Source organism: Pseudomonas sp. DW-iso3 (assembly GCF_058725305.1).
Map to the genome: position 1 here is coordinate 748,867 of NZ_JBZXDZ010000001.1, position 11,840 is coordinate 760,706.

Here is an 11,840-nt window from a genome sequence, read left to right on the forward strand (position 1 = left end):
GTCCTGACGCTTCAGATGGTTCCTCCAGAAATGTAATTCGGTCTTACAGCAGGCTGATCGGGTAACTGACGATCAACCGGTTTTCATCGAACTCATTGTTGCTGTAGTCACGGCGCATGCTGGAATTACGCAGGCGCACGGTCAGGTTTTTCAGGCTGCCACTTTGCACGGTGTAGCCCAGTTCGCTTTCGCGGCCCCATTCCTTGCCGTCGGTGACGGTGCCGGTGTGCACGTTGCTGCCGCTGATGTAGCGGTTCATCAGGGTCAGGCCCGGCACACCGAGGGCGGCGAAGTTGTAGTCGTGGCGTACTTGCCAGGATTTCTCCTGGGCGTTGTCGTAGCTGGCGTTGTAGCTGTCGTTGGCCAGGGTGCCGCCGCTGGTTCCGTTAACGCGCATCCAGGCGCTGTTGCCGGTGAGTTTCTGCAGGCCGAGGTAGAAGGTGTTGCCGCCGTACTTGGCGGAGAACAGGCCCGACCAGGTCTTGTTGTCCAGCTCGCCGGCGCGGGCGCTGCCGTCGTCCTTGCCGTAGAAAAAACCGAGGTTGGCGCCCAGGGTCCAGTTGCCCAGCGGTTGGCTGTGGATCAGGTTGATGAACTGCTGGCTGTAGATGTCTTTGAGTTGGGCATTCCACAGGCCGATCTGGGTGCGCTTGTCGTTGAACGCGTACTCGGCGCCCTGGAAGTTGAAGCGGTCGGAGGTGAACGCGGTTTTACCGAACATCGACAGGTCGTTCATGCTGCTGTCGTCCCGCGGGCTGTTGGCACGAAACTGGCCGCCGTAGAGGGTCAGGCCATCGATTTCTTTGGAAGTGATCTGGCCGCCGCGCAGGGTTTGCGGCAGGGAGCGGCCGTCGTCTGAGCGCAGGATCGGCAGCACCGGCATCCACTCGCCGACCTTCACTTCCGTCTTGGAAATGCGCGCCTTGAACGCCACGCCCAGGCGCCCGAATTCATCCGCAGGGCGGCCATCATGATCCAACGGCAGCAGTTGGGTACCCCCGGTGCCGCGTCCGCCATCGAGCTTCAACGAATACAACCCCAACACATCCACGCCGAAACCTACAGTGCCCTGGGTAAAGCCGGACTTGGCGTCGAGGATGAAGCTCTGGGTCCACTCCTGCGCACCCCCCTGGGCCTTGGTGGGGTTGGTGTAATTGCGGTTGAAGAAGAAATTGCGCAGGTTGAGGTTGGCGCTGGCGTCTTCGAGAAAACCGTGTTCTTCGGCGACGACGGGCAGGGCGAGACTGGCGACAGCGGTTGCCAGCAGCAGCCGGCGCGGGTGGAAAGTGCTCATGGCGAAAGGACCTGTTGTTATTGGGTTTATGCAGGTGGCGGCCATGGTGCGGGGCGGTGCGGGAGCGAGGAAAGTGGGGAAGGGCGGGTTGTGGGCGATGATCGAACGCAAGTTATCAGGGCAAAAGTGAGGCATAAAAAAACCGCTTCCGGTGAGGGAAGCGGTTTTTTTTGCAGCGGTGCGACTTTTTACAACACCATCAGAACAACTTCAGCGCCGGTGCTTCTTCTTTCAACGGCTCGTTCTTCGCGGTCTGCTCGTTCCAGCCGCCGCCGAGGGCCTTGTACAGGTTGACCTCGCTGGTCAGCTGCGCCAGGCGGTCGGTGATCAGCGATTGCTGGGCACTGAACAGTTGGCGTTGGGCATCGAGGAACGTCAGGTTGCTGTCGACACCAATGCGGTAGCGACGCTCGGCCAGGCGGTAGTAATCCTGGTTGGCTGCGACGAATCCGCGTTGGGCATCCAGTTGCTGCTTGTAGGTTTCACGTGCGGCGAGGCCGTCGGACACTTCCTGGAAGCCGGTCTGGATCGCCTTCTCGTAGTTCGCCACATTGATCTCTTTCTGGATCTTCGAATAGTCCAGGCTGGCGCGCAGGCTGCCGGCGTTGAAGATCGGGATGTTGATCTGCGGGGCGAACGACCAGGTGCCCGAACCGCCCTTGAACAAACCGCCCAGGTTCGGGCTTGCGGTGCCGGCGCTGGCGGTCAGGGTGATGCTCGGGAAGAACGCGGCACGCGCCGCGCCGATGTTGGCGTTGGCCGCCTTGAGGTTGTACTCGGCTTGCACAATGTCGGGACGACGTTGCAGCAGGTCCGATGGCAAGCCGGCCGGCACTTCGCTGAGCAGGTCATCCGACAGCGGCTTGCTGGTGATATTCGCCGGCAGGCCGGTGCCCAGCAGCAGGGTCAGGCTGTTTTCGTCCTGGGCCACCTGGCGGGTATAGCGTGCCAGGGCAACCCGGGCGTTTTCCACCGAGGTCCGCGACTGGCTCAGGTCGAGGGCCGAGGCCACGCCGACTTCGTTGCTGCGCGAGGTGAGCTTGAAGCTCTGCTCGTAGGCATCCAGGGTGTCCTGGGTGAGCTTGAGCAGTTCCTTGTCGGCCTGCCAGGTCAGGTAGGCATTGGCCACGCTGGCCACCAGGCTGATCTGGGTGCTGCGCCGCGCTTCTTCAGTGGCGAAGTACTTTTGCAGGGCTTCTTCACTCAGGCTGCGCACGCGACCGAACAGGTCCAGCTCATAAGAACTGATCCCGAGACCGGCCGAGTATTGGCTGCTGATGGTCGACTCGCCAGTCTGCGACAGGCGGGCCGGAGTGCGCGAACGGCTGCCGCTGCCCGTGGCCGAAACGGCCGGGAACAGGTCGGCGCGCTGGATCTGGTATTGCGCGGCATACGCGTCGATGTTCAGGGCCGCGACCCTCAGGTCACGGTTGTTCACCAGCGCGGTCTGGATCAGCTGTTGCAGGGCAGGGTCATGGAAAAACTGCTTCCAGCCCTGCTCGGCAGCGGCCTGGCTCGGCGCCTGGGCCGACGAATACGCCGGCCCCTGCGGGAACTGTGCGGCCACCGGCGCTTCGGGGCGCTGATAGTCAGGTATCAGCGAGCAGCCACTGAGCACGAATGCCGTGACGGCTAGGGAAAGTAGCGACTTGCTCATTGGCCAGCCTCTTTAGGGGTTTCAGTTGTGTCAGTCTTTTTACGCTCGCCAGCAGCGGATACGGTTGCGAAGAACAACGGCACCCAGAAGATCGCCAATACAGTGGCCGTGATCATACCGCCGATGACACCGGTACCGATGGCGTGCTGGCTACCCGAACCTGCGCCCGAGGAGATCGCCAGCGGCAATACGCCGAGGATGAACGCCATGGAGGTCATGATGATCGGCCGCAGACGCATGCGTGACGCCTCGATGGCCGCCTCGACGATGCCTTTGCCTTGTTCGTGGAGCTCTTTGGCAAACTCCACGATCAGGATGGCGTTTTTCGCCGCCAAGCCCACCGTCACCAACAGGCCCACCTGGAAGAACACGTCGTTGGACAACCCGCGCATGCTGGTCGCTATCAACGCACCCACAACCCCCAGGGGCACTACCAGGATCACCGCGATCGGGATCGACCAGCTTTCGTACAGTGCCGCGAGGCAGAGGAACACTACCAGCAGCGACAGGGCGTACAGCGCAGGTGCCTGGGAGCCGGACAGACGTTCTTCGTACGACAGACCGGTCCACGCATAGCCAATACCTGCCGGCAGTTGCTTGGCAATACGCTCGACTTCGGCCATGGCGTCACCGGTACTGTAACCCGGTGCCGGAGTACCGAGGATTTCCATCGCCGCTACACCGTTGTAGCGCGAGAGTTTCGGCGAACCGAAGATCCACTTGCCCGACGCGATGGCGGACAACGGCACCATCTTCCCGGAGTCGCTGCGCACGTACCATTTGTTCAGGTCTTCAGGCGACATGCGGCTGGCGGCTTCACCTTGCACGTACACCTTCTTCACCCGACCGCGGTCGATGAAGTCGTTGACGTAGCTGCCACCCAGGGCAATCGCCAGGGTCTGGTTGATGCTCGACAGGGTGATGCCTTGGGCACTGGCCTTCTCGTCGTCGACGGTGAGCTCGTACTGCGGCTCATCGTTCACGCCGTTGGGGCGCACACCTGCCAGAATCTTGCTTTGTGCTGCCATACCGAGGAACTGGTTACGCGCCGCCATCAATTTATCGTGGCCGACCCCGCCCTGGTCTTGCAGGAACACGTCGAAGCCCGTGGCGTTACCCAGTTCCAGTACAGACGGCGGCACGATGGCAAATACCATGGCGTCCTTGAAGGTCTGCATGAAGTAGCCCTGGGCGCGCTTGGCGATCTCGAACACCGAGGTGGAGGCGTCACGTTCGTCCCACGGCTTGAGCATCACAAAGGCCAGGCCCGAGCTTTGGCCACGACCGGCGAAGTTGAAGCCGTTTACGGTAAATACCGATTTCACGCCTTTGCCTTCGCCCGGCTCGCCTTCCTTGTCGTTGAGCAGGAAGATGCGCATATCGTCGATGACTTTTTGCGTCCGTTCAGCCGTAGAACCGACCGGCGTCTGTACCTGGGCAAAGATCACGCCCTGGTCTTCATCGGGCAGGAACGCCGCAGGGATGCGCATGAACAGCCAGATCATGCCAGCGATAACCAGTGCGTACACCAGGAACGCCGGGATCTTGTGCTTGATCATATTACCCACGCCGCGCTCGTAGCTCAGTACGCCACGGTCGAAGGTGCGGTTGAACCAGCCGAAGAAACCACGCTTGGGTTGGCCGTGTTTTTCCGGGTCGATCGGCTTGAGCATGGTGGCGCACAAGGCCGGGGTGAAGATCAGCGCAACCAGTACCGACAACGCCATGGCCGAAACGATGGTGATGGAGAACTGTTTGTAGATCACACCGGTGGAACCACCGAAGAATGCCATCGGCAACAGTACCGCCGACAGTACCAGGGCAATACCCACCAGGGCACCCTGGATCTGGCCCATGGACTTGACTGTCGCTTCTTTGGGCGACAGGTGTTCCTCGGCCATCACTCGCTCGACGTTTTCCACCACGACGATGGCGTCATCCACCAGCAAGCCGATGGCCAGGATCATGCCGAACATGGTCAAGGTGTTGATGGTGAAACCGAACGCCGCCAGGATCCCGAAGGTACCCAACAGCACCACCGGTACGGTCATGGTGGTGATGATGGTGGCACGGAAGTTCTGCAGGAACAGGAACATCACCAGGAACACCAGCACGATCGCTTCGACCAGGGTATGGACTACACCGGAGATCGATTCGGTCACGACCGGGGTGGTGTCATACGGCACCACCGCCTTCATGCCTGGCGGGAAGAAGGGTTCGAGCTGCGCTACGGTGGCACGGATTGCTTTGCCGGTGTCCAGGGCGTTGGCGCCCGAAGCCAGCTTGATCGCCATACCGGAAGCCGGCTTGCCGTTGAACTGTGCAGCGATGCTGTAGTTCTGGCCACCCAGCTCAATACGCGCGACATCCTTCAGGCGTACCTGGGAGCCGTCTGTATTGACTTTCATCAGGATGTTGCCGAACTGCTCCGCCGTCTGCAGGCGCGTCTTGCCAATGATGGTCGCGTTCAACTGAGTGCCGGGCAGGGCAGGCAGGCCACCCAGTTGGCCGGTAGCCACCTGCACGTTCTGTGCGGAGATCGCGGTGCTGACATCCACTGGCGTGAGCTGGTAATTGTTCAGCTTGCTTGGGTCAAGCCAGATGCGCATGGCGTACTGCGAACCAAACACCTGGAAGTCACCGACACCTGCGGTCCGGGAAATCGGGTCCTGGATGTTCGACACGATGTAGTTGGACAGGTCGTCCTTGGTCATGCTGCCGTCTTCCGACACCAGACCGATCACCATCAGGAAGTTCTTCACCGACTTGGTCACGCGGATACCCTGCTGCTGCACTTCTTGCGGCAGCAGTGGAGTCGCCAGGTTCAGTTTGTTCTGCACCTGAACCTGGGCGATGTCCGGGTTGGTACCCTGGTTGAACGTTACGGTGATGGTCATGCTGCCGTCGGAGTTACTGTCCGAGGAAACATAACGCAGGTTGTCGATACCGTTGAGCTGTTGCTCGATGACCTGCACCACGGTGTCCTGCACGGTTTGTGCGGACGCGCCTGGGTAGGTCACCTGGATGTCGATGGCGGTCGGCGCGATGGCCGGGTATTGGTTGATGGGCAACTTCAGGATCGACAGTGCCCCGACCAGCATGATCACCAGGGCAATAACCCAGGCGAAAATGGGGCGGTCGATAAAAAATTTCGACATGGATTACTCCCCTTTGCCAGCAGCGGCAGCAGGAGCAGCAGCACTGCCGGCGTCAGCAGGTTTGGCGTTGTCGGCCGCCTTGACCTTGACCTCGGCGCCCGGCTTGACGTACTGCAAGCCTTCTGTGATCACACGGTCGCCGGCGTTCAAGCCCTTTTCCACCAGCCAGTAGGCGCCGTAAGTACGGTTGGCCACCAGTTCGCGCTGCTCGACCTTGTTGTCGGCGTTGACGACCAGCGCTGTTGGAGTGCCCTTCAGGTCACGGGTTACGCCTTGCTGCGGGGCCAGGATTGCCTTGCTGTTCACACCGGCTTGCAACTGGGCGTGAACGAACATGCCCGGCAGCAAGGTGTGGTCAGGGTTCGGGAACACGGCGCGCAGGGTCACGGAACCGGTGGTCTGGTCGACCGACACTTCGGAGAACTCCAGCTTGCCATCCACGCCATAGGCGCTGCCGTCTTCCAGGGTCAGCTTGACTTTGGCGGCGTTGTCGCCGGCTTTTTCCAGTTGGCCGCTGGCCAGGTCGCGGCGCAGTTTCAGCATTTCTGCCGAAGACTGTGTGACGTCGACGTAGATCGGGTCCAGTTGCTGGATCACGGCCATGGCATCGGCCTGGCCGTTGCTGACCAGTGCGCCTTCGGTCACCGAAGAACGACCAATACGCCCGGAGATCGGCGCGAACACTTTGGTGTAACGCACGTTGATCTGGGCGGTTTGCACGTTGGCTTCCGACGTCATGCGGTTGGCGACGGCAGTGTCGTACTCCTGACGGCTGACGGCTTGCTCATCGACCAACTGCTTGTAGCGGTCGCTGATCGACTTGCTCTGGGTCAGGCTCGCTTGTGCACTTTTCAGGGTGGCTTCATACACCGAAGGGTCGATCTGGTAGAGCTGTTGCCCTTCCTTCACGTCGCCGCCTTCCTTGAACAGGCGCTTGAGAATGATGCCGTTGACCTGCGGTCGCACTTCCGCAATGCGGTACGCGGTGGTGCGACCCGGCAATTCGGAGGTGAGCGTAAAGGCTTGCGGTTGGATAGTGACCACGCCGACCTGAGGGATTTGAGCGGGCGGAGCCGCTTCTTCCTTTTTACATCCGCTGAGCAGCGATGCCAGGGCGACGGCAGTGACCAGAGCGGTAACAGCTGGCTTAAGTTGCATGAAGATCCTCGGGTCAGGCGCGCAGGATGCGCACAAGAAGGGTGGAAGGGTAAAAAACAAACACTGAGTAGATAAGTAGCTTGCTACGCAATATACTTACGTTCATGGTTGTTTGTAAACTCTTGACAGGCTGCGCGGAGTGTTGACAAAGCAACGCCCAAAGCCTCGATTCCATTACGTTCGGCACCCATGACGGTGTCGTCCCACAAATATTCGGATTATCGGTACTGGCGGTTAATTCTGCGTTAACGATAGTCCCAAGTGTCCTGATTGAGGTTGTACTGCCATGGTTCGTCGCACCAAAGAGGAAGCTCAGGAAACGCGCAGCCAGATTCTTCAAGCCGCCGAGCAAGCGTTCTATGAACGCGGCGTCGCGCGGACCACGCTGGCGGACATCGCCGCGCTGGCCGGTGTGACGCGGGGTGCCATCTACTGGCATTTCAGTAATAAATCCGATTTGCTGCAGGCGCTGCTCGACACGCTGCATGAGCCGCTGGACGAGTTGGCCAGGGCCAGTGAAAGCGAGGACGAACTCGACCCGCTGGGCTGCATGCGCAAACTGTTGATTCATTTGTTTCATCAAGTGGCCCTGGACCCGAAAACCCGGCGCATCAACGAGATCTTGTTTCATAAGTGCGAATTCACCGATGAAATGTGCGACATGCGTCGCCAACGTCAGACCCATAGCCTCGAATGCAACCTGCGCATCGGCCTGACCTTGCGTAACGCGGTCCACCGCGGGCAACTTCCGGAAAATCTTGATACCACCCGTGGCGCGGTGTGCATCCATGCCTACATCAACGGGCTGATCGGCCAGTGGCTGCTGGTTCCCGACAGCTTCCATTTACATCAGGAAGCCGAACGCTGGGTGGATGCGGGGCTGGACATGCTGCGTTGGAGCCCCAGTCTGCGCAATTAAGACAAAATGCGTAATTGCATCAGGTTGTGTCAACAGTAAAGCCCAAGGACAGTCAATCGTCCTTCCGCCTGATTAGTGGGGTGACTTTATATACGGGCTGTCCAGCGGTTGATAGGTAGCCGCCTAAGTATTTTGTAGCGATTTTGTTGCACGGTTGTGAAGGAGTATTGCTCTCAGGTCCCGCGTACTCGACAAGATAGGCGTAAAAAAGCCCCGGTTCCTGCGAACCGGGGCTTTTTCATTTCAGCTTTTTACCTCACAGCGCCAGGGTCGGGTAGTCGATGTAGCCGACTGGGCCTTTGCCATAGAAGGTTTCCGGATGCGCTTCGTTCAGCGGCGCATCTGCCTTCAAGCGTGCTGGCAAATCCGGGTTGGCAATAAACGGCACACCGAAGGCCACCGCATCCGCTTTGCCCGAAGCCAGCCAGGTGTTGGCGCTGTCCTTGGTGAAGCGTTCGTTGGCGATGTACACGCCGCCGAAGGCTTTCTTGAGTTGTGGGCCGAGGCTGTCGCCGGCTTCTTTCTCACGGGAGCAGATGAACGCAATGCCACGCTTGCCGAGTTCGCTGGCGACGTAGGTGAAGGTTTCCGCCAGGTTGTCGTCGCCCATGTCGTGGGCGTCGGCCCGCGGTGCCAGGTGCACACCCACACGGCCAGCGCCCCAGACTTCGATGGCTGCATCGGTGACTTCCAGCAACAGGCGAGCGCGGTTTTCCAGGGAGCCGCCGTACTGGTCAGTGCGCTTATTGGTGCTGCTCTGCAGGAACTGGTCGAGCAGGTATCCGTTGGCGCCGTGAATTTCCACGCCGTCGAAACCGGCGGCCTTGGCGTTCTCGGCACCGGTGCGGTAGGCGTCGACGATGTCGGCGATTTCAGCGGTTTCCAAGGCGCGGGGGGTCGGGTAGTCGGCCAATGGGCGCACCAGGCTGACGTGGCCTTTAGGCTGGATTGCGCTCGGGGCCACCGGGGTTTCGCCGTTCAGGTACGACTCATGGGAAATACGGCCCACGTGCCACAGTTGCAGGAAGATCTTGCCGCCCGCGCCATGAACCGCCTTGGTGACGTTGGCCCAGCCGCGCACCTGATCGTTGGACCAGATGCCCGGCGTGTCCGGGTAGCCTACGCCCAACGGCGTCACGGACGTGGCTTCGCTGAGGATCAGCCCGGCGGAGGCGCGTTGCACGTAGTACTCGGCCATCAGCGCGTTGGGCACGCGACCGGCGTCGGCACGGCAGCGGGTCAGCGGCGCCATGATGATGCGGTTCGACAGTTCCAGGTCGCCCAGTTTGATCGGATCGAAAATAGTCGTCATGGGGAAAGCACCTTTGTCTTTGAAGTGGATCAGTGGGTCGCAGGGGCCAGGTCGGCATCGCCGGTCTGGCGGAAAGTAATCAGGGTCACCAACAGCGCGAGAATCGCCAGGACCGCTGCGGCCAAGGGCACGCGGGTCAGGCCGAAACCGTGGGCAATCACACTGCCGCCCACCCAGGCGCCGAGGGCATTGCCGATGTTGAAAGCGCCGATGTTCAAGGTGGACACCAGGTTCGGTGCGGCCTTGCCGAAGGTCACCACGTTGATCTGCAACGCCGGCACGGCGGCGAACGACGCGGTGGCCCACAGGAACAGGGTGATTTCGGTCGGGATCACGGCGACGCTGGTCCAGGTCAGAGCCGTGGAAACCACCGCCATGCTGATGAACACGCCGATCAAGGTGGCCGCCAGGCGTTTGTCCGCCAATTTGCCGCCGATGATGTTGCCCACGGTGAGACCCAGGCCGATCAGCAGCAGGGTCCAGGTCACGCCCTTGGGCGACACGCCGGTGACATCGCCGAGCAGCGGCGCTACGTAGGTGAAGAGGGTGAACATGGACGCGGCAAACAGCGCGGTCATGCTCAGCGACAGCCAGATGCCGGCGCCCTTGAGGGCGGCCAGTTCGGCGCGCATGTCGAGTTTCTCTTCATCACGCTTGGCGGGCAGGAAGCGGATCAGGCCGATCAACGCCACCACACCAATCACCGTCACTGCCCAGAAGGTCGAGCGCCAGCCGGCTTCCTGGCCGAGTGCGGTACCCAGCGGTACGCCGAGCACGTTGGCCAGGGTCAGGCCGGTGAACATCAGGGCCACGGCCGAAGCTCGTTTGTTGGCGGGCACCAGGTTGGCGGCGACCACCGAACCAATACCAAAGAACGCACCGTGGCACAGCGCGGTGACGACACGGGCAAACATCAGCACGTTGTAGTCACTGGCCAGGGCGCAGAGCAGGTTGCCGATAATGAAGATACCCATCAACGCTACCAGGGCCGCCTTGCGAGGCAGCTTGGCGGTGGCCAGCGCCATGAAGGGCGCGCCGATGGCCACGCCCAGGGCGTAGCCGGTCACCAGCCAGCCGGCGCCGGGAATCGACACACCCAGGTCCGCTGCCACATCGGGCAGCAAGCCCATGATGACGAACTCGGTGGTGCCGATGGCGAAGGCACTGAGGGCCAGTATGAGTAGCGAGAGGGGCATTATCGTTTCCTTGTTACAACGCGGCGTTGTCGTCCGCGCTGAGTTCGGTGGTGAGCGCCGCGAGGAACGCCTGGATGGTGTCCTCGTTGCGTTTGAAAAAGTGCCACTGGCCGGCCTTCTGGCTGCTGATCAACCCGGCGCGTTGGAGGGTGGCCAGGTGGGCTGACACGGTCGACTGGGACAAGCCGCAGCGTTGGTCGATCTGCCCGGCGCAGATGCCGTATTCGTGGTTGTGCAATTGTTCGGGGAACTGCACTTTGGGGTCTTTCAGCCAGGTGAGGATGTCTCGTCGTACTGGGTGTGCCAGGGCTTTTATTATTTCGTCGAGGTCGATGGACATGGCAGATGCTCGGTTTTGTACAGCGTTATATCGCGATGAGGCGAACTTTATATCGGTCTATCCCGATAGACCAATATGATTTTGGTCTGAGCCTAGGCTTAATCGGTATATCGGGTTATAACGATACGTTGAGGGCAGTGATAGACTGCGCGCCATGAATTATCTCGCACATCTGCACCTGGGCGGCCAACTTCCTGCGCAACTGCTGGGCAGCCTGTATGGCGACTTCGTCAAAGGCCGCCTGCAGGGCCAGTTCAGCCCGCAAATTGAATCGGCGATCCAGCTGCATCGTTCCATCGACCGCTTCACCGACAGCCACCCGCTGGTGGGGGAGGCGCTGTCGCGCTTCAGCCTTACCCGTAGGCGCTATGCCGGGATCGTCCTCGATGTGTTTTTCGATCACTGCCTGGCGCGGGACTGGACCTTGTATGCCGACCAGCCCCTTGAGCATTTCACGTCGCAGGTTTACCGCGTGCTGGCGGCCGAGCCGCAGTTGCCGGGGCGGCTGGCGCAGATTGCACCGTATATGGCGGCGGATGACTGGCTGGGCTCCTACCGCGAGTTTGCGGTGATGGAGCAGGTGTTGCGCGGGATCGCCCGGCGCCTGACACAGCCCGAGGAACTGGGGCATGCCATGCAGGAATTGCGCGAGTTGTATGAGCCGCTGAGTGAAGACTTCCGGTTGTTCTATCCCGAGCTGCAGGCCTTTGCACACTCCCGACTGACGCCATCGATTTAAGGTGGGAGCTGGCTTGCCTGCGATTGCAGTCTGCCAGTTGATACATGTGTTGCTGACCCACCGCTAT

9 protein-coding genes are annotated in these 11,840 nt (G+C 60.7%); 2 read left to right on the forward strand and 7 right to left on the reverse strand.

From position 1 onward, the window contains the following. Positions 1-43 precede the first annotated feature (43 nt). From AC4PS7_RS03475 to AC4PS7_RS03490, 4 genes are all read right to left on the reverse strand, one after another. A complete protein-coding gene (locus AC4PS7_RS03475; RefSeq protein WP_010212315.1) occupies positions 44-1,294 on the reverse strand; it encodes an OprD family porin in 1,251 nt (416 codons plus the stop codon). A 199-nt stretch (positions 1,295-1,493) separates the two neighbouring features. Continuing rightward, complete coding sequence (gene adeC / locus AC4PS7_RS03480) at positions 1,494-2,951, reverse strand: AdeC/AdeK/OprM family multidrug efflux complex outer membrane factor (RefSeq protein WP_010212314.1); 1,458 nt, start codon at positions 2,949-2,951, stop codon at positions 1,494-1,496. Next, positions 2,948-6,109, reverse strand: a complete 3,162-nt coding sequence (locus AC4PS7_RS03485) for an efflux RND transporter permease subunit (protein WP_010212313.1) — start codon at positions 6,107-6,109, stop codon at positions 2,948-2,950. The genes adeC and AC4PS7_RS03485 overlap by 4 nt, the downstream gene beginning before the upstream one ends. Positions 6,110-6,112: 3 nt before the next feature. Further along, positions 6,113-7,267 (reverse strand): efflux RND transporter periplasmic adaptor subunit, encoded by a 1,155-nt coding sequence (locus tag AC4PS7_RS03490; protein WP_010212312.1) that lies wholly within the window; start codon positions 7,265-7,267, stop codon positions 6,113-6,115. 286 nt (positions 7,268-7,553) lie between these two features. Between AC4PS7_RS03490 and AC4PS7_RS03495 the strand changes: the two genes are divergently transcribed. Further along, positions 7,554-8,186 carry a TetR family transcriptional regulator gene (locus AC4PS7_RS03495; protein ID WP_492179061.1) on the forward strand — a complete coding sequence of 211 codons (633 nt, stop codon included), beginning with the start codon at positions 7,554-7,556 and terminating at the stop codon, positions 8,184-8,186. A 256-nt stretch (positions 8,187-8,442) separates the two neighbouring features. Here AC4PS7_RS03495 and AC4PS7_RS03500 read toward each other — a convergent pair whose 3' ends face one another. Genes AC4PS7_RS03500 through AC4PS7_RS03510 form a run of 3 tightly spaced genes read right to left on the reverse strand, consistent with a single transcriptional unit; the run spans position 8,443 to position 11,034 of the window. Further along, entirely contained in the window at positions 8,443-9,498 is a 1,056-nt protein-coding gene (locus AC4PS7_RS03500) for an alkene reductase (RefSeq protein WP_010212309.1), read from the reverse strand. A gap of 29 nt (positions 9,499-9,527) precedes the next feature. After that, positions 9,528-10,694 (reverse strand): MFS transporter, encoded by a 1,167-nt coding sequence (locus tag AC4PS7_RS03505; RefSeq protein WP_010212307.1) that lies wholly within the window; start codon positions 10,692-10,694, stop codon positions 9,528-9,530. Positions 10,695-10,707: 13 nt separating this feature from the next. Further along, on the reverse strand, positions 10,708-11,034 hold the full coding sequence (locus tag AC4PS7_RS03510) for an ArsR/SmtB family transcription factor (RefSeq protein WP_010212305.1): 327 nt from the start codon (positions 11,032-11,034) through the stop codon (positions 10,708-10,710). 154 nt (positions 11,035-11,188) lie between these two features. Here AC4PS7_RS03510 and AC4PS7_RS03515 point away from each other — a divergent pair, with 154 nt between their 5' ends. Continuing rightward, positions 11,189-11,773 carry an acyl carrier protein phosphodiesterase gene (locus AC4PS7_RS03515; RefSeq protein WP_010212303.1) on the forward strand — a complete coding sequence of 195 codons (585 nt, stop codon included), beginning with the start codon at positions 11,189-11,191 and terminating at the stop codon, positions 11,771-11,773. Positions 11,774-11,840: the final 67 nt, after the last annotated feature.

Bases quoted from the DNA above. Each gene is read 5' to 3' on its own strand.
- AC4PS7_RS03490 (WP_010212312.1), bottom strand. From the start codon at position 7,267: ATGCAACTTAAGCCAGCTGTTACCGCTCTGGTCACTGCCGTCGCCCTG.
- AC4PS7_RS03475 (WP_010212315.1), bottom strand. From the start codon at position 1,294: ATGAGCACTTTCCACCCGCGCCGGCTGCTGCTGGCAACCGCTGTCGCC.
- AC4PS7_RS03495 (WP_492179061.1), top strand. From the start codon at position 7,554: ATGGTTCGTCGCACCAAAGAGGAAGCTCAGGAAACGCGCAGCCAGATT.
- AC4PS7_RS03505 (WP_010212307.1), bottom strand. From the start codon at position 10,694: ATGCCCCTCTCGCTACTCATACTGGCCCTCAGTGCCTTCGCCATCGGC.
- AC4PS7_RS03510 (WP_010212305.1), bottom strand. From the start codon at position 11,034: ATGTCCATCGACCTCGACGAAATAATAAAAGCCCTGGCACACCCAGTA.
- AC4PS7_RS03500 (WP_010212309.1), bottom strand. From the start codon at position 9,498: ATGACGACTATTTTCGATCCGATCAAACTGGGCGACCTGGAACTGTCG.
- adeC (WP_010212314.1), bottom strand. From the start codon at position 2,951: ATGAGCAAGTCGCTACTTTCCCTAGCCGTCACGGCATTCGTGCTCAGT.
- AC4PS7_RS03515 (WP_010212303.1), top strand. From the start codon at position 11,189: ATGAATTATCTCGCACATCTGCACCTGGGCGGCCAACTTCCTGCGCAA.
- AC4PS7_RS03485 (WP_010212313.1), bottom strand. From the start codon at position 6,109: ATGTCGAAATTTTTTATCGACCGCCCCATTTTCGCCTGGGTTATTGCC.